The 19,042-nt window shown below is 71.1% G+C and carries 20 protein-coding genes and 2 pseudogenes; 14 read left to right on the plus strand and 8 right to left on the minus strand.

Annotated elements, in window-relative coordinates; genetic code table 11:
* Positions 1–73: 73 nt before the first annotated feature.
* From LIU39_RS15865 to LIU39_RS15880, 4 genes are all read left to right on the plus strand, one after another.
* Entirely contained in the window at positions 74–472 is a 399-nt protein-coding gene (locus tag LIU39_RS15865; protein ID WP_227047359.1) for a VOC family protein, read from the plus strand.
* A 347-nt stretch (positions 473–819) separates the two neighbouring features.
* Entirely contained in the window at positions 820–996 is a 177-nt protein-coding gene (locus tag LIU39_RS15870) for a hypothetical protein (RefSeq protein ID WP_227047360.1), read from the plus strand.
* A 359-nt stretch (positions 997–1,355) separates the two neighbouring features.
* Positions 1,356–1,556: a hypothetical protein gene (locus LIU39_RS15875; protein ID WP_227047361.1), complete on the plus strand. Its 201-nt coding sequence runs from the start codon at positions 1,356–1,358 to the stop codon at positions 1,554–1,556.
* Between the two features lie 55 nt (positions 1,557–1,611).
* Positions 1,612–1,890 (plus strand): DUF6002 family protein, encoded by a 279-nt coding sequence (locus LIU39_RS15880; RefSeq protein ID WP_227047404.1) that lies wholly within the window; start codon positions 1,612–1,614, stop codon positions 1,888–1,890.
* A gap of 135 nt (positions 1,891–2,025) precedes the next feature.
* On the opposite strand, the gene LIU39_RS15885 is transcribed toward LIU39_RS15880, so the two are convergent.
* Entirely contained in the window at positions 2,026–2,487 is a 462-nt protein-coding gene (locus LIU39_RS15885; RefSeq protein WP_227047362.1) for a nuclear transport factor 2 family protein, read from the minus strand.
* 86 nt (positions 2,488–2,573) lie between these two features.
* Here LIU39_RS15885 and LIU39_RS15890 point away from each other — a divergent pair, with 86 nt between their 5' ends.
* The 5 genes from LIU39_RS15890 (at position 2,574) to LIU39_RS15910 (ending at position 6,894) form a co-directional block, all read left to right on the plus strand.
* The gene (locus LIU39_RS15890; RefSeq protein ID WP_227047363.1) at positions 2,574–3,140 is read left to right on the plus strand and encodes a TetR/AcrR family transcriptional regulator; all 567 of its coding nucleotides are present in this window, start codon (positions 2,574–2,576) and stop codon (positions 3,138–3,140) included.
* Between the two features lie 140 nt (positions 3,141–3,280).
* Positions 3,281–3,490, plus strand: a complete 210-nt coding sequence (locus LIU39_RS15895; RefSeq protein WP_227047364.1) for a ferredoxin — start codon at positions 3,281–3,283, stop codon at positions 3,488–3,490.
* A complete protein-coding gene (locus LIU39_RS15900) occupies positions 3,480–4,871 on the plus strand; it encodes an NAD(P)/FAD-dependent oxidoreductase (RefSeq protein WP_227047365.1) in 1,392 nt (463 codons plus the stop codon). The genes LIU39_RS15895 and LIU39_RS15900 overlap by 11 nt, the downstream gene beginning before the upstream one ends.
* Positions 4,872–4,882: 11 nt before the next feature.
* Positions 4,883–6,106 carry a cytochrome P450 gene (locus tag LIU39_RS15905; protein WP_227047366.1) on the plus strand — a complete coding sequence of 408 codons (1,224 nt, stop codon included), beginning with the start codon at positions 4,883–4,885 and terminating at the stop codon, positions 6,104–6,106.
* 176 nt (positions 6,107–6,282) lie between these two features.
* Positions 6,283–6,894: a hypothetical protein gene (locus tag LIU39_RS15910; protein ID WP_227047367.1), complete on the plus strand. Its 612-nt coding sequence runs from the start codon at positions 6,283–6,285 to the stop codon at positions 6,892–6,894.
* Between the two features lie 98 nt (positions 6,895–6,992).
* Here the strand turns inward: LIU39_RS15910 and LIU39_RS15915 are convergent, their stop codons facing one another.
* Positions 6,993–7,589 (minus strand): TetR/AcrR family transcriptional regulator, encoded by a 597-nt coding sequence (locus LIU39_RS15915; protein WP_227047368.1) that lies wholly within the window; start codon positions 7,587–7,589, stop codon positions 6,993–6,995.
* A gap of 186 nt (positions 7,590–7,775) precedes the next feature.
* On the opposite strand from LIU39_RS15915, the gene LIU39_RS15920 reads away from it, so the two are divergent.
* A complete protein-coding gene (locus LIU39_RS15920) occupies positions 7,776–8,735 on the plus strand; it encodes an alpha/beta hydrolase family protein (RefSeq protein WP_227047369.1) in 960 nt (319 codons plus the stop codon).
* Between the two features lie 71 nt (positions 8,736–8,806).
* Here the strand turns inward: LIU39_RS15920 and LIU39_RS15925 are convergent, their stop codons facing one another.
* The 5 genes and pseudogenes from LIU39_RS15925 to LIU39_RS35590 all read right to left on the minus strand — a co-directional run.
* Positions 8,807–11,344 carry an ABC transporter permease gene (locus LIU39_RS15925; protein ID WP_227047370.1) on the minus strand — a complete coding sequence of 846 codons (2,538 nt, stop codon included), beginning with the start codon at positions 11,342–11,344 and terminating at the stop codon, positions 8,807–8,809.
* Positions 11,345–11,419: 75 nt separating this feature from the next.
* Complete coding sequence (locus tag LIU39_RS15930) at positions 11,420–12,232, minus strand: ABC transporter ATP-binding protein (RefSeq protein ID WP_227047371.1); 813 nt, start codon at positions 12,230–12,232, stop codon at positions 11,420–11,422.
* A gap of 148 nt (positions 12,233–12,380) precedes the next feature.
* Positions 12,381–13,643: a sensor histidine kinase gene (locus LIU39_RS15935; RefSeq protein ID WP_227047372.1), complete on the minus strand. Its 1,263-nt coding sequence runs from the start codon at positions 13,641–13,643 to the stop codon at positions 12,381–12,383.
* Positions 13,644–13,648: 5 nt separating this feature from the next.
* Positions 13,649–14,320: a two-component system response regulator CseB gene (gene cseB, locus LIU39_RS15940; RefSeq protein WP_372463914.1), complete on the minus strand. Its 672-nt coding sequence runs from the start codon at positions 14,318–14,320 to the stop codon at positions 13,649–13,651.
* 280 nt (positions 14,321–14,600) lie between these two features.
* A pseudogene (locus LIU39_RS35590) lies at positions 14,601–14,933 on the minus strand (hypothetical protein); the annotation flags it as partial.
* 79 nt (positions 14,934–15,012) lie between these two features.
* Between LIU39_RS35590 and LIU39_RS15945 the strand changes: the two are divergent.
* From LIU39_RS15945 to LIU39_RS15960, 4 genes and pseudogenes are all read left to right on the plus strand, one after another.
* On the plus strand, positions 15,013–15,495 hold the full coding sequence (locus tag LIU39_RS15945) for a MarR family winged helix-turn-helix transcriptional regulator (protein WP_227047405.1): 483 nt from the start codon (positions 15,013–15,015) through the stop codon (positions 15,493–15,495).
* 220 nt (positions 15,496–15,715) lie between these two features.
* Positions 15,716–17,005, plus strand: a complete 1,290-nt coding sequence (locus LIU39_RS15950; RefSeq protein WP_227047406.1) for an MFS transporter — start codon at positions 15,716–15,718, stop codon at positions 17,003–17,005.
* A 322-nt stretch (positions 17,006–17,327) separates the two neighbouring features.
* Positions 17,328–17,756 (plus strand): annotated as a pseudogene (locus tag LIU39_RS15955) (DUF3626 domain-containing protein); the annotation flags it as partial.
* Between the two features lie 49 nt (positions 17,757–17,805).
* Positions 17,806–18,414, plus strand: coding sequence for an MFS transporter (locus tag LIU39_RS15960; RefSeq protein ID WP_227047407.1), 609 nt, complete (start codon positions 17,806–17,808; stop codon positions 18,412–18,414).
* Between the two features lie 100 nt (positions 18,415–18,514).
* Here LIU39_RS15960 and LIU39_RS15965 read toward each other — a convergent pair whose 3' ends face one another.
* Complete coding sequence (locus LIU39_RS15965; RefSeq protein WP_227047374.1) at positions 18,515–19,024, minus strand: GNAT family N-acetyltransferase; 510 nt, start codon at positions 19,022–19,024, stop codon at positions 18,515–18,517.
* Between the last annotated feature and the right edge of the window lie 18 nt (positions 19,025–19,042).

The raw sequence follows: 19,042 nt of genomic DNA on the forward strand, positions 1-19,042 counted from the left end.
GGATTCTGCCCGGTATTGGTCTTAGCGTTCGGGGCGTTCCTTCATCCGGCATCACCCTTGGCAGGAAGCCCCCATGAACTTCGTTTCGACCCGCATGATCACCCGTGACGTCACTCGCCTCGTCGAGTTCTACGAGCAGGTCACCGCCGTTCCGGCGAGGTGGTCGACCCCTGAATTCGCCGAACTCGTGACGGCGTCGTGCACGCTGGCACTCGCGAGCGACCGCACCGTGGCGCTGTTCGGCGGCGACTCCGCCCAGCCGGCCGCCAACCGCTCGGTGATCATTGAATTCCGCGTCGCCGACGTCGATGCGGAATATCAGCGTCTGACGTCCCTCGGCTGCGAGTTCGTCCAGAAGCCGACGACGATGCCGTGGGGCAACCGCTCCCTCCTCTTCCGGGATCCCGACGGGAACCTGATCAACTTCTTCACTCCCGTCACCCCCGAGGCCGTGGAGAGGCAAGATCGCTGACGAGTTCGTGCGTGGCTGGGACGGGACGCGGCGGCACTCCGGCTCTCGGACGCCCTTCCAGTGTGCTGGTGTTGGCCATGACCGGCACGGTGTTCGCCGCTCCGCGGCACGGGGCTGCGCCACGGTGCGACGGGGCCGCGGAGTTCGGAAGAGTTTCCGGCCGAGGTCACGCGCAAGAGCCTCAAGCGCCGTGTCCACCGCTCCGTCCGGGCCCCGCACGCACCCGGGCCCGGCGCACCCACCGTCGCGTCCCTGGCAGACCAGATCCTGCTGCACCAGACGGCCGCCCTGGGCGCCAACGAACTGGAGGCCCTGCTGGCCGAGTTGCCCGAAAACCCCATCCTCCGGTGCTGGACTGCCTGTCCGTACACGAGTCGGTCGATGACCGCGCGGAGGTCGCCGCGCGCCCGATCGCCGTGGCGCACCGGCAGTTCCGCATGGGCGGCATGACCGAGGTGCCCGAGCTCCACCTGCTCTCGCGCAAGGACTCCTCCACGAGGGACGCGGCCGCCGCCCTCGACTGACGGATCGACGCCGCGGCGCGGGCCCACCTCACCGACGTCCTGCACAGGCTCCGCTACGCGTGGACGCCCGATGCGGAACTGCCCGCTCGCACAGGCAGGTTGGTGTTCCGACCCGAACCGGACGACGAGGTCTTCCTCGGTGCCCTCCGGGAGATCGCCGTCGGGACGCTCGACACCACGACCCGGCGTATGGTCGCCCGGCGCAGCGTGGAAGCGGCGGCGCGGGCCGACCTGGAGGGCTACCGGGCCATGCCCGGCGACCGTGCCTGGTGGCGGCTCGCCTACACCCCCGACGGAGCGCTCGCGCCGGTCGGCCGGCCGGAGGCGGGCACGCCGGCCGGCCGTATGCGTTCCCGCTCATGCTCTTCAGCGCCCTGCTGGGCGACGCCGTCGCATGGCGGACCCAGCAGGACGGGCGGCTGGTCGGCGGCGTCGTGCCGGCTCCTGGCATGGAGCACAGCCTGGTCAGCGCCGGCAGCCACCCGGAGCTGGGCCGGCTCACGGTGGCCCAGGAAGTCATCGACGCCACCTTCTGGGTGCACCCACCCGCTCGCAGGTGAGCGAGATCGTCGCACGCCACGGCGGCGGTGGCGTCGCGGTCTCCCGACGTGATGCCTGGACCACTTCGACGCGGCGCGTTCCCTGGCCGCATCCGTCGGCATCACCATCGCCGCCGATCCCCGCGCGATCCGGGAATGGGCGCTGGTGAAGGCGCTCACCGGCGTGTTCATCGCCCGCGAGCGCGGCCTGCTGCCCATGGCCACCGACGTGGTCGTACACGCCTCCGGCCACTACGCCGACGAGCTTCTCGCTCCGCTCCGGGAGGAGCACATCGTCCGCGCCGACACTGCGGGCGCCCTGGCCAAGGCCGTGCTCGCGGCCACCGACGCGTAACCACCCGAGCCGCCCGACAGCAACCGAGACCTCACGGTCCATCCAACTCGCCTGCGCCCGAAGGGACATGAGCCAGACGCTCTTCCGGTCAACAGGTCCGGATCGTTGACAACCGAGTGACGGCACGGGAGCGCACTACCGGAGCGGGATGTCGGTCCCGTATGCGTCCATGTTCCGGGTGCCATGAATACGCCGGTCGGCTTCGGTGATGGCGACGTCGTTGATGCTCGCCTCGCGGCGTCGCATGAGGCCGTGTTCGTCGAACTCCCACAGTTCGTTCCCGTAGCTGCGCCACCACTGGCCTTCCGCGTCGTGCCACTCGTACTGGAAGCGGACGGCGATCCGGTTCTCGTGGAACGCCCAGAGGCTCTTGCGCAGCGCGTAGTCCCGTTCGCGCTCCCATTTCCGCGTCAGGAAAGCGACGATCTCCTCGCGGCCGCTGACGAACGTGTCCCGGTTCCGCCACAGCGAGTCCGGCGTGTAGGCCGATGCCACGCGTTGGGGATCGCGCGTGTTCCAGGCGTCCTCAGCTGCCTGGACCTTCTGCAGGGCCGTCTCCTGCGTGAACGGCGGATAGGGCGGACGGTCTTCCGGCACTGCGGCCTCCTCGTATCGAGAACGGTCGTTCTCCATCGGTGCACCTAAGATAGAGAACGACCGTTCTCAACGTCAAGGAGTCCCGGATGCCGGCCCCGATCACCGAGGAACAGACCCGCTCGGACCGCGAAGCGCTGCTCGACGCGGCGGAGAGCCTCTTCTACGAGCGAGGGATCCGGGCGGTGGGCATGGATCAGGTCCGCGCGGCATCCGGTCTGCCGCTCAAGCGGATCTACCGGCTCTTCGCCGCCAAGGAAGATCTCGTCGTCGCGATACTCGGACGCCGCGACCGGCGATGGCGGGAAAGCCTGGCCGCCCACGTGGAACAGGCCCCGGATCCCCGCGAGCGAGTCCTCGCGGTGTTCGACTGGCTCGCCGAGTGGTTCGCCGAGCCCGGCTTCCGCGGATGCGCCTGGGTCAACGCCCACGGCGAACTCGGCTCCTCGTCCGACGCGGTGCTTGCCGAAGTCCGGTCGCACAAGCAGGCGTTCCACGACCAGATCGCCGTGTGGGTGCACGCTGCCGGGGCATCGGCTGTCGAACCGGTCTTCCTGCTCGCCGAAGGCGCCATCGTGACCGCCGGCGTCACCGGCGACCCGGCCCCGGCCCGGCACGCACGCGCAGCCGTCGCGACGTTGCTCGGAACGCCTTGACGGCCCCGGCCCCACCATCAGCGGCCGGCCCCGGCCCGTACCGGTTGTTCCGCCACCCCATCGGCGCACCACCGTTCGCGCCGCCTTCCCGCAGACAGTAGGACGGACACGGCGGGGCGTGCGCGGAGGAGTGGACCGGGATGCAGATCGTTGTCGACCTCAATCGCTGCCAGGCGTACGCACAGTGCGTGTTCCTCGCCCCCGAGGTGTTCGAGCTGCATGGCGAGGAGACCCTGATGTTCATGCCAACCGTGCCCGACGATCAGCAGGAGCGCGCGCGCCGGGCCGCGGCGGCATGTCCGGTGCAGGCCATCCTCACCGGTGAGCAGGCGGGCCCCGGTGAGTGGTGAACCGTGGGACGGCCGGATCGTCATCGTCGGCGCGTCACTTGCCGGTCTGCGCGCCGCCGAGACGCTGCGCGACGAAGGTTTCACCGGGCCGCTGACGCTGGTCGGTGAGGAGCCGGAGCCCCCGTACGACAGGCCGCCGCTGTCCAAGCAGGTGCTGCTCGGGAAGGCACGAGCCGAGGAGATCGGGCTGCCGCGCCGCCGGAAGGTGGACGCGCGCTGGAAGCTCGGCGTACGGGCCGACGGGATCGACCCGGTCGAGAAGCGCGTGCTCCTGGCCGACGGCGAACTCCTGCCGTTCGACCGGCTGTTGATCGCTACCGGAACCCGGGCCCGCCCCTGGCCGAACCCTGCCGAGGCGCGTCTGGACGGCGTGCTGACGCTGCGTACGAGCGAGGACGCGGCGCGCCTCGTCGAACGGCTCGACGCCGGGCCGCGCCGGGTCCTGGTGATCGGCGCCGGGTTCACGGGCTCGGAGATCGCCTCCGCCTGCCGGGAGCGCGGGCTTGAGGTGACGGTCGTCGAACGTGGTCCCGCGCCGCTCGTCGGCGCGCTGGGCGGCGCGCTCGGTGCGTTCGCCGCCACGGTGCAGCGCGCGCACGGCGTCGATCTGCGCTGCGGCGTGACGGTCACCTCCCTGACGGGGCGCGACGGCCGGTTCACGGGCGCGGAATTCTCCGACGGCAGCCGAATGGACGCGGATGTCGCCGTCGTCGCCCTGGGCGCCGTCCGCAACACGGAGTGGCTGGCCGGATCGGGGCTGGCCGCGGGCCCGCGGGGCTTGGCGTGCGACGCGGGGTGCCGTGCCTTCACCATGTACGGGATCGTCACCGATGACGTCTTCGTCGCCGGTGACGTGGCCCGCTTCCCGCATCCGCTCTTCGAGTACCAGATGCTGGCCCTCGAACACTGGGGCAACGCAGTGGCCCAGGCAGAGGTCGCGGCCCGCAACATGGTCACCACGGGGCCGCGCCGACGCCCGCACCTGACGGTGCCGGTCTTCTGGTCCAGCCAGTTCGGCCTCAACATCAAGTCCGTCGGCGTACCGACCTTCTCCGACCAAGTGGTGATCGCCCAGGGCTCGTTGCGGGAGCGGCGCCTGGTGGCCGTCTACGGCTACCGGGGGCGGATCACGGCGGCGGTCACGGTGAACCAGGCCAAGTGGCTTGAGCACTACCAGTTCCTCATCGAGACGGCGGCACCGTTTCCTCCCACGACCGGGGCCGCCAACGGAATCGCACCGGCCGCGCCCGTGCCCTCCGACGTGCCGGACCCGCAGCTGCTCTCGCACGGGCCGACCGTCGCGTTAACCGGCCACCTCCCGGACCGCCGCCTGACCTTGGTGCCGCCTGGGCCGGTTCCCTCCGCCATCCCCCGTCCATGAGGAGCCCACGCATGCCCCCGGACACTCTCCGCGAGCGCATCACCGACTACGCGAACCGCGCCGACCCGTATCCGCTCTACGCCGAACTCCACGAGAACGGCGTGACCCGCCAGAACGACGGCAGCTATCTCGTCGGCACGTACCACGAGATCGCCGCGCTGCTCCACGACCCGCGGATCAGCTCGGACTCCCGCCACCGCACCGACCCGGAAACGGTCCCGCGGATCAGGAGGGAGGGGCAGTCGATGGCCTTCATCGGGCTCGACGACCCCGAACACGACCGGCTCCGCCGCATCACGATGCGCCCCTTCGGCCCGCCCCACACCCCGCACCGGATCGACGCCCTGCGAGCCGACATCACCAGGATCTGCGACGAACTGCTCGACGGCCTCCGGGACAAGGACCGGATCGACATCGTCGAAGAGTTCGCCTACCCGCTCCCCGTCACCGTGATCTGCCGGCTGCTCGGCGTACCCCAGGCGGACGTGCCCCGGATCCACGCCTGGGCCAACGACATCATCGCCAGCCTCGACGTCACGCCCGGCAGGATCGGCGAGCACCAACTCAACGCGGGCGTCGAAGCCCGGGAGGCGATGGCGGAGTACCTCGGAGACCTCTCGGACCGGCGCCGCACCGCCCCGTCGGACGACATGCTCTCCGCGCTCGTCCACGACTCCGGACCCGACGGGCCCCTCACCAGAAGTGAACTGATGGCGAACGCGACGCTCCTGCTCATCGCCGGGCACGAGACCACGGTCAACCTCATCACCAACGGCACACTCACCTTCCTCCGCCACCCCGACGCCTACCGTCAGCTGCGCGACGAGCCCGAGCTGATGCCCAGGGCCGTCGAAGAACTCCTGCGCTACGAACCCCCCGTCCATCTGCTGCCCCAGCGCACTCCGGTCACCGACGTCGAGGTCTGCGATGTCACCATCCCCCAGGGCGCCCCGCTGATCCTCGTGCTCGCCGCAGGCAACCGGGATCCCCTGCGGTTCGACCACCCCGACCGCTTCGACCCGGCCCGCGAGGACAACCAGCACCTCGGCTTCGGCAGCGGCATCCACAGCTGCTTCGGCGCGCCGCTCGCCCGCGTGGAAACCCAGATCGCCCTCAACGCGCTCCTCCCGCACCTGGAGCACTTCCAGCTGGCCGAGGACCCGCCCCCCTACCGACGCAGCCCCATCCTCCGCGGCCCCCGCCACCTGCCGATCACCCGCACGTCCGGCACGTAGCGGGCACGAGATCACCGGCCGCCTCATGACAGCGGGCTGCGCCTGGAGCCGTATGCGTGTGGACGGCGCCGCAGCCGGTGATGGTACAAACGGCTTCTCAGTACAGCGGTAAGCCAGCCAGCCGTCGGCCGGCCATGGCGGGCAGCCGACCCAGCTTCCTCTTCAGGAGACCATCCGTGCCAGCGCACCAGCCACTCCCCCCTGCACGCCGAGCCGTCCGGACGACCGGGCGGAGATCCACCACGGCGTGTGCCCTGGTCCTGCCGGCAGCCCTGCTCGCGCTCCAGCTCGGACTCAGCCCTGCGGCCCAGGCGTACGAACCCGCCCACGCAGGCCCGCACGCGGCGAGCAGCCTGACGGCGCCCGGCGAAGCGACGGTCACCGAAGGTCAGGTCAAGGAAGTCGCACCGGGAGGCGTGATCACCTACCCGAGCGTCACCAGCTGCCTGACCGTGACCGTGCGGCTGCGGGACGGCGGCCTGGTCGGCGCGCACGCCAGCCTGTTCCAGGTACCGGGCGAGCTGCGGTCCGACGAGATTCTCGCCGCGCTCAAGGACCTCGTCGGCAACCGCCCCGTGACCGCGGTCCAGGTCAAGGGAGCCGTCGGCGCCTGGCATCCCGGCTACTTCGCGAAGGCGATCGAGAGTTACGGCGAGGGCGAGCAGGTGCCGGTCCCGACAGGCCATGATGCCGACGGGCTCGCCCAGGCGGTGGCACAGGGACTCGGGCTGCCCCGCGGCCTGGTCACGGTCGAGGACGTGCCCGACGGAGACCAGATCGTCCACTGACGACACCGACGGGCGCGTCCTCGTTCTGCCACCCGGGCAGCCTGGCGACGCGAAACTGCCCGAACGCTCCCCCGCCGCATACGGGTTGGCCGTCTCCCTCAGGACGGCTGCGGTCGCTGTAGTCCCCCGAGGAGCAGTGCGACCAGTCGGCGGGGGTCGTAGCGGGGGTCGCTGTCGCGTCCGGTGCAGAGGTTGCCGATGCCGCGCATCAGCTCGTAGGCGTGCGTACCGGGCCTGGTGTCGCCGGCGTTGACCGCGGCGTCGAGCAACTGCGCGCAGACGGGCACCAAGCGGTCGAGGAAGTAGGCGTGCAGCGTGTCGAAGCCGCTGCTGTCCGATTGCAGCGCCTTGGCGAGTCCGTGCTTCGTGACCAGGAAGTCGACGAAGAGGTCGACCCACTGACAGAGCGCTGCGAACGGAGAGTTGGCGTCGGCCAGCAGGCTCGGGCCGGCCTCGGCGCATGCCTCGACCTGGTGGCGGTAGACGGCGACGACGAGATCCGCCCGAGTCGGGAAGTGGCGGTGGATCGTCCCCATCCCGACACCGGCGCAGGCCGCGATCTCACGGATCGGCGCGTCGACGCCGGAGGTGACGAACACCGAAGCGGCGGCGGCGAGCAGCGTCTGCTGATTGCGCAGCGCGTCGGCCCGCTTGCTTCGGCCCTGCGCCTCCCCGGACTCGCTCGCAGCGGACACCACGGTCTCCTTCCGACGGCCACTGCCGAAGCGGAACACTGCTCCGTACATTAAGTGGAACAACGCTCCGCTTTCAGCCCAGCTGAAGCCGGACGCTCCTGAGCGCCTGCTCCTGGCCGCCTCACCCGCCATCGGCCGAATGCGCCCGGCAGCAGAGGCCGTTGAAGGGAAATGCGCATCAGCATCATGAGCGAATCGACATGCACAGCCGACAGCTTCAGCTCGCCCGCTCCCGTCCTCTCGGTCAGTCCGGTAGTGCTGCCGGCTCCCGGCCGAGCCGTGGACCTGGAGGTGCGGGTCTCCGCACCCGTCACCGGCAGCGGCCTGCCGGTCATCCTCCTCTCGCACGGCCAGGGCCACTCGAACCACCTCTCCTCACTGAACGGCTACGCCCCCCTCGCCAACTTCTGGGCGGCGCACGGCTTCGTCGTGATCCAGCCCGCCCATCTCAGCTCCAGGACACTGAGCCTGGACCCCGATACTCCCGGGGCGCCGCTGTTCTGGCGGTCGCGGGCCGAGGACATGAAGCGCATCCTCGACCGGCTCGACGTGATCGAAGCCGCTGTCCCGCAGCTCGTCGGGCGCCTGGACCGCAGCAGGGTCGCCGTGGCCGGGCACTCGATGGGCGGGCACACCGCGAGCCTGCTGCTGGGCGCCCGGCTCACCGATCCGCACGACGGGGCGGAAGTGAACCTGGCCGAGCCGCGGATCAAAGCGGGTGTGCTGCTGGCCGCGCCCGGCAGAGGCGGCGGTGCCCTCACCGAGTCCGTGGCCGAGAATCTTTCGTTCTTCTTGACCACTGACTTCTCCGGGACGACGACGCCCGCGCTCGTGGTCGCCGGTGACAAGGACGCCTCCGCCCACCTGACGGTTCGGGGCCCGGACTGGCACACCGACCCGTATGTCCTCTCCCCCGGCCCCAAGTCCCTGCTCACCCTGTTCGACGCGGAACACGGGCTCGGCGGCGTCTCCGGATACGACGTCGCCGAGACCACGGACGAGGACCCCGCGCGGGTGTCCGCGGTCCAGCGGCTCACCTGGGCCTCTCTCCGCACCCAGCTCTACCCCGGGGATTCCGCTTGGCAGGCGGCGCGTGACGCACTGGCAGCCGCTCCCGATCCGCTCGGACGAGTCGAATCCAAGTAACTCGCAAGAGGCACCGTCGTAGCCGGCCTTGCAGCCGCGCAGATCAGAGGGTTGACGTTCCGGGCAGGTGGTTACCGGGCCGTGGTCGCGGCGGGGATGTCGACGCGGGCGGCCCTGTGCGCCGGCCAGAGCGAGGCGACCAGTGCGCCTGCCAGAGCGATGAGTACGCCGAGGGCGAGGCGCCCCCAGGGCAGGACCAACTCGTAGCCCACGACGCTCTCTTGGAGGGTGCGGCCGAGCGCCCAGCCCAGGAAGACGCCCATGACCGTGCCGAGGGCCGCCCCGAGCGCGCCGAGGAGCAGGGCCTCCAGGCGGATCATCCGGGTCACTCCGGCGCGGTCCAGGCCGAGGGCGCGCAGCGTGCCGATCTCCTTGCGGCGTTCGAGTACGGACATCGCGAGGGTGTTGGCGATGCCCAGCGCGGCAATCGCCAGGGCCATGCTCAACAAGGCGTAGAAGACGTTGAGTTGGTCGCCGATGCCACCGCTGTCCTGGGCACGGATGTCTTCCTGGTCGAGGACGGCCAGGGCGGGGTTGTCGCCGAGGGCGTGGGTGACGCCTGCGAGCGCTGCCCTGCTGGGTCCGCCGTCCGTCGCGACGAGAACCGCGTGGGTGCTCGGGGCGGAGTCGTAGCGGGCGACGAGGGAGTCGGGTGCGGTGATGCTGGGCATCAGGTCGCTCTGCGCGTCCGCCTGGTAGATGGCGCCGATGGTGACGCTGCCGCGCTGGTCGTTGCGACGCTCCAGGGGGAGGGTCTGGCCGACATGCCAGCCCGCTTCCTTGGCCTTGAAGTCGGCCACGGCGATCTGGCCCTTGGCGAGACAGTCGAGAGAGCCCTCGGTCACGTCGTAGCGCAGCAGTCGGCCGATGGTGGCGGGATCGATGCCGGTCAGGACGGATGAGGTGCCGGCCAGGCGGTATCCGGTGGACTGGTTGAGCGGGCTGAAGGTGGCGCCGGACAGCTTCTTCAGCGGCGCGGCGGTGGCGGAAGTCATCCACCCACCACCGTCATCGGGCTTGACCAGGTAGTCGGCAGTAAAGGCGTGGGTGGTCGCGCGGTCGAGGTACTGGGCTGCGGATGCTCCCAGGACGGACAGGCCGGAGGAGAGGGTGAGGGCGATGGCGAGCGCGGCGGCGGTGGCACCGGTGCGGCGCGGGTCGCGCACGGTGTTGCGGGCGGCGAGGTCACCGTGCACCGGGTGGAGGCGGGTCAGCAGCGGCGTGAGCAGGGCGATGAACGGGCGGGACAGCAGGGGGATGAAGCCGATCGTCCCGGTCAGGGCGAGGGCCGCGCCGAGACCGATGACGGTCCGGGTGTCCTTCCCCGTGCTGAAGGCTCCATACACCACGGCGGAGGTGCCGGTGAGCGTCAGCGCGGCGCTGAGGCCGGTGCGCAGGGAGCCCGCGCGTGCGGGCGTCGTGGGCTCGGCCGCGCTGAGTGCGGCGACGGGCGGGATGGCCATGGCCCGGCGGATCGGAAGCCAGGCGGCGACCATGGGCAGGAGAGTGCCGGCCAGCATGGAGATGATCACGGTGCTTGGGGTGAGGACCAGCGGGGCGGCCGGGGTGTCGGCGGGGGCGAAGAGCACCTGGAGCAGGGCGGCGACACCGGTGCCGACGGCGAGGCCGGCCGCGGAGGCGATGGCGCCGACGAGCAGGGACTCGGTCAGCAGGGTGCGGCGCACCTGCCGGCGGGAGGCGCCGACGGCCCGCATCAGGGCCAGTTCCCTGGTGCGCCGGGCGACCAGCATGGTGAAGGTGTTGGAGATGAGGAAGGTGGCGACGAACAGGGCGACCGCCGCGAATCCCAGCAGGATCTGGCTCATGGTGTCGCTGTCGCCGGTGGCGAGGTTCGTCTTGATCTGGGCGAGCCGGGCGCCGGTGGCCGCACTGGTGCCCTGGGGCAGCACCGATTCGACGCGGCTGAGGAGCTGGGGCCTGTCGGCGTCGGGTGTGGCCGTGAGTTCGATGTGCTGGTAGCGGCCGGGCTGGAGGAAGAGCCGCTGGGCGGTGGCGCTGGTGAACAGCGTCAGGCTGCCGCCGGAGGGGAGCTTGGTTCCGTCGGTGCGGAAGATGCCGTTGAGGGTGTAAGAGGCGGCGCCCTTGTCCGTGCCGACGCGCACACTGTCTCCGACGTGGTAGCCGCCGCGCGTGGCGGTGGTCTCGTCGAGGGCGATCGTGCCGTTGCCGGTCGGGCCGGAACCCCGGGTGAAGCGGTAGGCGGGGTCCTTGCCGTCCGCTGCCGGGGCGAAGTTGCCGCCCCGGGAGGGCTTGCCGTGGCCGATGAGCTTGCCGTCGTGGTCGGCGACGGCGGCGAAGCCGTCGACCCGGCCCGCGGCGACGGCGACGCCGGGGAGCTTGGCCAGGGTGCTCACGGTGCGGGCGTCGAGGTTGCCCGGCCGGCCGCCGTTGGCGGGGTCGGCATCGGCGGCGACGTCGACGGCGATGCGCTCGTAGCCATCGGTCGCTCGGGCGGCGGTGTCCTGGTTCAGACTGTCGCCGTAGACGAGGCTGCCGGTGATGAAGGTGACGCCGAGCAGGACCGCGCATGCGGTCATCAGCAGGCGGGCCTTGTGCGCGAACACGTTGCGCAGGGCGGTACGGAACATGAGGGTACGGATCCTGGGAGGCGGGCTCGGCGGATGCGAGCGGGCGGCTGGTTCGATAGCTGGTGTCCGGGCAGGTCAGCTCGTGCGTGCGCGGGCGTCGGACGCGGGGGTCCGGGGTTTCCCCCCGGAAAGGCGCAGCATCCGGTCCAGGACCCGTTCCGGGGTGGGTCGGTCCATCTCGTCGACCAGGCGGCCGTCGGCGAGGAAGACCACGCGGTCCGCGTAGCCGGCGGCGACGGGGTCGTGGGTGACCATGACCACGGTGTGGCCCAGCTCGCGCACCGAGTCGCGCAGGAAGCCGAGGACGTCGGCCCCGGCGCGGGAGTCGAGGTTGCCGGTGGGCTCGTCGCCGAAGATGATCGCGGGGCGGGAGACCAGGGCGCGGGCCACCGCGACGCGCTGCTGCTGCCCGCCGGACAGCTGTCCGGGACGGTGGCCGAGGCGCTGGGAGAGGCCGACCATGGAGACCACGCGGTCCAGCCACTGCCGGTCGGGGCGGCGTCCTGCGATGGTCAGCGGCAGCGTGATGTTCTCCAGCGCGGTCAGCGTCGGCAGCAGGTTGAACGCCTGGAAGATGAAGCCGATCCGGTCGCGGCGCAGCGCGGTGAGCTGCCGGTCGTTGAGCGTGCCGAGTTCGGTGGTGCCGATGCGGACGGAGCCGGAGTCGAACGCGTCGAGCCCGGCGGCGCAGTGCATCAGGGTGGACTTGCCGCACCCGGAGGGGCCCATGATCGCGGTGAATTCGCCTTCCCGGAAGGAGATGCTGACACGGTCCAGGGCGGCGACACGGGTGTCGCCGCTGCCGTAGGTCTTCGACAGGTCGGTGACGGCGGCTGCCGTCCCGGTGGTGGGGTGCGGCGTGAGTGCGTCAAAGGGTGCGGCGGTCACGGGGACTCCTCTTCGGGTGCGGTGTCCGGGTGCGGTGTCCGGATGCGGAAGGGTGCACGCCAAAGGTGTCCTGGGGACGTATCAGGACCTGAGCCGCCGTGTATCGGCGTCCGCTCCGCTGTGTAGCGGTTCTGTAGGGGCCGGGCGGTCAGGTCGGCAGGCGCAGGGTGGCGACGGCGCCGCCGTCCTGGGCGTTGTCCAGGCGCAGTTCGGCGCCGAGGAGCCGGGCCTGGCCCAGGGCGATGGTCAGGCCCAGACCGTGGCCCGAGCCGCGCTCCGTCGCGCCCGTGTGGAAGCGGCGCGGGCCGTCGCGCAGCAGGTCACGGGGGAAGCCGGGGCCGTGGTCGCGCACGATGACGGTGCGGCCCTCCACGGTGACCTGCACCGGGGTGTCCCCGTGCCGGTGGGCGTTGATGACGAGGTTGCTGACGATCCGTTCGAGGCGGCGGGGGTCGGTCTCGACGGTCTGCCCGGCCGCTTCGTGCCTGGCGTCGGCGGCGGTGACCTCGGTGTCGAGGCCGGTACGCGTCACGGCCTCACGGACGACCGCGTCGAGCGGGACATGGGCGCGGACCGGCTGTTCGGCGCCGGCGTCGAGCCGGGAGATCTCCAGCAGGTCCTCGACCAGGCCGCGCAGGTCACGCACCCGGGCCCGGAGCAGATCCTCCGTCTCGCCCGGCGGCAGCAGGTCGGCGGCGGCCCGCAGACCGCCGACGGGGGTGCGCAGCTCGTGGGCCACGTCCGCGGTGAACTGCCGCTCGGTGCACAGCCGTTGACTGAGACTGTCGGCCATGAGGTCGACGGTGGCGGCGATGTCGGCGACCTCGTCGCGACCCTTGGTGTGCCCGGTTCGGGCATCGAGATCCCCGGCGGAGATCCGGCCCGCGGTCTCGGAGACCCGCCGCAGCCGACGGCCGAGCAGCCCGGCCCCGTAGATCGCCAGGGGCGTGGCCGCCGCGAGGGCGATGAGCGAGGCCACCGCCATGGTCAGGTCGAGCCGGTACAGCTCGTGGAACTCCGCGTAGATGGTCACCCGGACGGCCAGCACCGGGCTGCCAGGCCCACCGACCCGCTGGGCACCCCAGACGGTCGGGTCCATGCTCCCGGGGACGTTCCCGCCGTAGGACACGCGCCGGTCACCGTCGGTCGGGTTCTGCAGTGCGTAGGGCAGCTCGGCCGGATCGAGCCGGGCGTTGTCCGTGAGGGTTCCGGTGCGCCGGTAGACGTCCATGGCCGAGGTCACACCGGCGAGGGCCTGTCTTTCGGCCCGGTGCCGGATGTCGTGCGCGGTCCACACGTGGACCAGCACACCCACCGCCGCCGCGACCAGGCAAGCCGTGGCCGCGGCCAGCGCGGCGATCTTCCAGCGCAGCGGCACGCGGGCCGGCCCCGGCCGACGGAACGGACGCACCGGCCTCAGCGCCTGAGCTTGTAGCCGAAGCCGCGGACCGTCTCGATCCGGTCCCGGCCCAGCTTCCTGCGCAGCCGCTGCACACACAGGTCCACGACCCGGCTGTCGCCGTCCCAGCCGTACTCCCACACGTCCCGCAGCAGGGTGTGCCGTTCCAGGACGATGCCCGGGTGGGCGGCGAACTCCAGCAGCAGCTTCAGCTCGGTCGGGGTCAGCGCCACGGGGCTTCCGGAGACGAACACCTCCAGGCCACCGGTGTCGACGGTCAGATCCCCGAAGACCAGCAACTCCCCCTCGGACGGCGTCGGCCCGTCACCGCCGGTGGCCTGCCCGGCCCCTGGGGCAGGCGCGTAGGTCGCCCGCCGCAGCAGTGAACGGATACGGGCCACGAGCACATAGGTGTCCACGGGTTTGACCACGTAGTCGTCCGCCCCGGCCTCCAGACCGGCGACGACGTCGAGCCCGTCGCCGCGAGCGGACATCATCAAAACCGGCACCAGGCTGGTCTCCCGGACCCTGCGGCACAGACCGATCCCGTCGAGACCGGGCAGCATCACATCCAGAATCAGCAGGTCGAAGCCTTCGTCACGGAACAGCTCAAGGCCCGCCAGCCCGTCGGCCGCGGCCTTCACCTGGTAGCCGTAGCGCTCAAGGGCGACGGCGAAGGAGCGGCGCATCAGCTCGTCGTCCTCCACCAGCAGCACACGAACGGGCCGCGGAGAGGCCGGAGCCGGGGCGGACGAGGACACGGACGGACAACTCCTGTTCGGACGATCATTGATCACAGGCGACGTGTGCACTCACACGCACACGTCGCCCTGCAAGAAACGATATGGCAGACACCGGACGTAGCAACTGTGCCACCCAGCGGACACACGTCCCCCCTCACCGCATCCTCCCTCCACGAATACCCAGGTCAGACCGGGCGGCACAACGCGGGCAGCTGCCAGAGCCACCTCACCCCAGCTCCCGGTGGCCCCCTCCGCCATCCCCCGGCGTACGGATTCGATGGACAACCAAGCACTCCCTGATACCCACCCGATACAAATCCCGCCTCGGGCAGCGCATCGGTCCGAGAGCTGCCGCCCCCTGCCCGACGGGCGCGAGCGGCCCACAGCCGGCGCCGTCCTGCCTGCCCCTCGGCCCTGATCGTCGCCACGGCGCCGCGCACCCCGCCACCGAGAGCCGGCCGGTCCTGTCGAGCAGCAGTCCGCGCCCGTCATGCGTCAGCTCGTAGAGGCGTCCGCGCTACAGCTCCACGTCCCGCGGCCGCCGGCCGAGCAGGGCGTGTGCGTAGGCGAGGCCGAGGCCCCGGCTGCTGCCGGTGACGGCGGCGGCCCCGCCCGGGGTCTCAACCAGGAAGTCCGCCATCGCCCGCCGGCAGCTCGCCGAGAACCCCGCCCGGATCGGCGCGCACGGGCCGTGGACGCGCGGACTGCACGCGGACACCTGCCACCTCCTGTACCGCCTGGGCCTGCGCGCCGGGCAGCTGTGCAACGCCTCCCTTCAGGAGTCGGGCCTGCGTCTGCGCCACTACGCGCTGCTGCGCTTCCTCGCCACGTCGAAGTGCGCCCTGCAGCACGAGTTGAGCGCGCGGCTCGGCTACGACCCGAGCGCGATCGTCGGCCTGATCGACGATCCGGAGCAGCTGGGATTCGTCGAGCATCGCCCCGCCCCGGACGACCGGCGCAGCCGCATCGTCGCGGCGACCGAGGACGGCCGCGCCTTCCTGCGCGCCACCGACGAGGCGGTCCTGCAGGCCACGAACGAGCTGCTGGGGCCGCTCGAACCGGCCGAACGGGAGACCGTGCAGGCACTGCTGCTGCGGATCACGGAGGCCGGACTCACCTGACGGGGACCAGCCAAAATTCCGCAGATCGTTGACGGCGGAATGATCTCTACCTAACTTCACCGGGGCGCCGGTGCGGTCCCCCGCCGGCGACACCGCCACCGCACCGGTATCCGGGAGCCCCGTCGTGCAGCCGTCCCACCCACCCGCCGGAGACTTAACCTCCGGCGCCCCTTCCACCCGTCAACCATCCCCCGATTACCGGCAGTTACGCCGCGTAGCGCTGTCCGGACTGCTCGGCACAGCGGTCGAGTTCTACGACTTCCTCGTGTACGGCACCATCGCCGCACTCGTCTTCGGCGACCTGTTCTTCCCCGGTGCCGACCCCGCGGTCGGCACGATAGCCGCCTTCGGCACCTTCGCCGCGGGCTATGTGGCCCGGCCCTTGGGCGGCATCATCTTCGGCCACTTCGGTGACCGGCTCGGCCGCAAGTCGATGATGCTGCTGACCATGACCCTGATGGGCAGCGGCAGCTTCCTCATCGGCGTGCTGCCGACGTACGGGACGATCGGCGTCTGGGCACCGGTGTTGCTGGTCGCCCTGCGCGTCGTGCAAGGCATCGCGATCGGCGGTGAGTGGGGCGGCGCAACCCTGATGATCGTCGAGCACGCCGAACGCACCCAGGGTTCCCGCCGCGGACTGTGGTCGAGCTTCTCGCAACTCGGCGGCCCGCTCGGCTCCGTGCTCTCGGCCGGCGTGGTCACCCTGCTCTCCGCACTGCCCGACGGCCAATTCCGTTCCTGGGGCTGGCGGGTGCCGTTCCTCCTGAGCGTGGTGCTGCTGGCCGTCGGCCTGTTCGTACGCCTCCGGGTCACGGAGAGCCCGCTGTTCACCCAGGCCGAGCGGGAACCGCTCGACCGGACGCCGATCATGGAGGTACTGCGCCGGCCGAAGCCCGTTCTGCTCGCCGCCTGCGTCGGAATCGGCGCATTCACGTCCCAGTCGCTGCTGACCGGCTTCATGATCTCGTACGCGGTCGGCCACGGCTACAGCAGGCCGCAGGTGCTCACCGCCGTAACGGTCGCCTCCTGCGTCGCCCTGCTCGTACTGCCCGCAGCCTCCGCACTGTCCGACCGGGTCGGCCGCCGCCCCGTGGTCCTCGTCGGCGCCGTCATCTCGGCCGCGCTCGCCTTCCCCGTCCTCGCCCTGGTGAACTCCGGCTCACCCGGCCTGCTGATCCTCGCCCTCTCCCTCGGCCTCGGCGTCGGCCAGTCCACGATGTACGGGCCGCTCGGCGCCCTGCTCACCGAGATGTTCGGCACCCGCGTCCGCTACACCGGCGCCTCGCTCGGCTACCAGGCGGCAACCCTGGTCGGCGCCGGATTCTCCCCCCTGCTCGCCAGCAGCCTCCTCGCCGCGTACGGCGGCAGCACTCCGGTGTCCCTGCTGCTGTGCGCCGGCGCGGCAATCACCGCACTGACCGTATGGCGCCTGCGTGAGACACACACCGACGACCTGGACTCGGCCGCGTCACGAGTGATCGTCCCAAGTCAGGAAGGGACCTGCCGCTGAAAAGCACGAAGTCTCGCCGCCCGCGCGGCAGATGAGGCGGCCGGCCGGAAGGACACCGCGGGGCCCCGGTGTGGCGCGAGCCGGACCGGGCCGACGCGGCACGAGTACCGGCCGCTTCTCCAGTTCCGGCTCGGATGATGTGGGCTTGTCACTGTGAGCGTTGCGCAACCTGCCGGGTGCCACCGCATGAGGTGCGTTGTGGCGGCCGCTTGAAGTCAGGTGCGAATCAGGTGCTGTGGAGGCGACGTTTGTGCACACTGCACGGATGAGTACCGACATCGCCTGGACGTTGCAGGAGAAGACCCTGCGCCATGTTGCGGCCATGTCCTCGGGAGGTCCGCTCGCCCCCCGGCTGCGGCTCACGACGAACTTTCACCCCGACCGCATGGCGGGAAACGGCCCGACCCTTCTCAGGATGGCGGCGGACGGCGTCTACCGGTCTCAGTTCGTGACCCGCACCAGCAATGGTGGTCCGACCGCCCACGTCGGTGGCGACCGGTGGCGCTGGGAAAGCCGCATCTTCGGCGGGGCCTATGACCATGCCTCCGCCGATGAACGACCCGTCCACGGCGCACTGAACTTCCGGCGCGAGCCCGCCGGTGGGGCACCGCGGTTCGGCTCCTCGTACTTCAGACTCACAGCTGAGACCCTCAGGCGAGCTACGTTCTGCTATCCGGACAGTTCCGCCGAACCCTCGGCCTTCGGTGTAGCCGCTCACTTCTCGCTCATCGAGCTGGCCGAGGCTGAGGATCTCGCCCCACGAGCCCCAGGAGGACGTCGCACTCTGGGCCCGGCTGCGGCTGCCCGAGGCGACCAGCCGCCGGTTCTGGAGCGTCATCGCGCCACTTGCGCCATGGGCCTTCGGCGCCCCCTCGATCGCCCTCGCCTATCTGCCCGGTCTGGTGCGGGACCGGCTCGGCAATAACGCCCTGATGTTCAGCGCCGTGGTGACCATGCTGACCATGGTCGCGGGCATCATGGTGCAGCCGCTGGCGCGGCGCGTGAACCATCCGGAGCGGCCGTATCTGATCGCCACCGCCCTGGGCATCGTGGTGGCCGGTCTGCTGCTCGGCGCGATGGCCGCGGCGAGCGAGCAGTGGTGGCTCATCGCCGTCGCTGCCCTGGTGCTGGGCGCGGACTACGGCTGCTGCCTGGTGTACGGCCTGACGGAGGTCCAGCGCATGGCGGACCCGGCGAACCTGGGCCGGCTGACCGCGCTCTTCCAGGCCGTCGCCTGCCTGGGCTTCGGTGCGCCGTATCTGCTGGCTGTGGTCGAGCATGTGCTGTCGGCCACGCCGCTGCTTCTCGTGGTCGCCGCCCTCGCGGCGCTCGCCCTCGCCCTCGCCCGGACCACCTACCGGGCCGGGCGCGGGACCACGCCGGGGCCGGCGGCCGCGGCCACCTCGTAATGGGCCGGGTAGCAAGATGCGGCTGCAGACGCCGTAACGAGAGGAGCGCAACTGGTCGCCGGCGACAGCGTTCGTCGACGAGCTTGAACAGCGAACGCAATCAGCGGGCCGGGCACGAGGCACGCGGCAGCGCGAGCCAGTCCTGCCAGGTGATGTCGCGGCCCAGACAGCGGGGCTGCCGGAAGGGCCAGTCGGCGGCGATCCACTGCGGCACCAGCGCGTCGAGCGCGCGCTCCCCCTCGCCACCGACGAGGTCGTCCACCACCCACCAGGAGACCTCTCCGTCGGAGCCGCTGCGTTCGGGCGGGTCGATGTAGACGCAGCCGAGGATTGCCGTCTCCTCCTCGTTCAGCAGCGCGTAGTTGAACGACTGGTGCGCGGCTATCTCCTTCTCGTGCCGCAGCAAGTCGATGCGGTCCTCTTCATAGGTCATCGTTTCCTCGGGCCAGGACCAGGCCGGGCCGAAGATCTCCCACAAGCGTTCTCGGGATCCCATCACGGCGGGGTGGTCGAGCGCGGCGTCCGCCTCCCGGATCGGCCGCAGGTGAAGCGCGGTGCCGGGCACGGGCACGTGGACGGGGTGGACGAAGTCGTCAGGCAGCCAACTCATAAGGTCCGACGCTACAAC

It is taken from the genome of Streptomyces pinistramenti (genome assembly GCF_020564935.1).
Lineage (GTDB): Bacteria > Actinomycetota > Actinomycetes > Streptomycetales > Streptomycetaceae > Streptomyces > Streptomyces pinistramenti.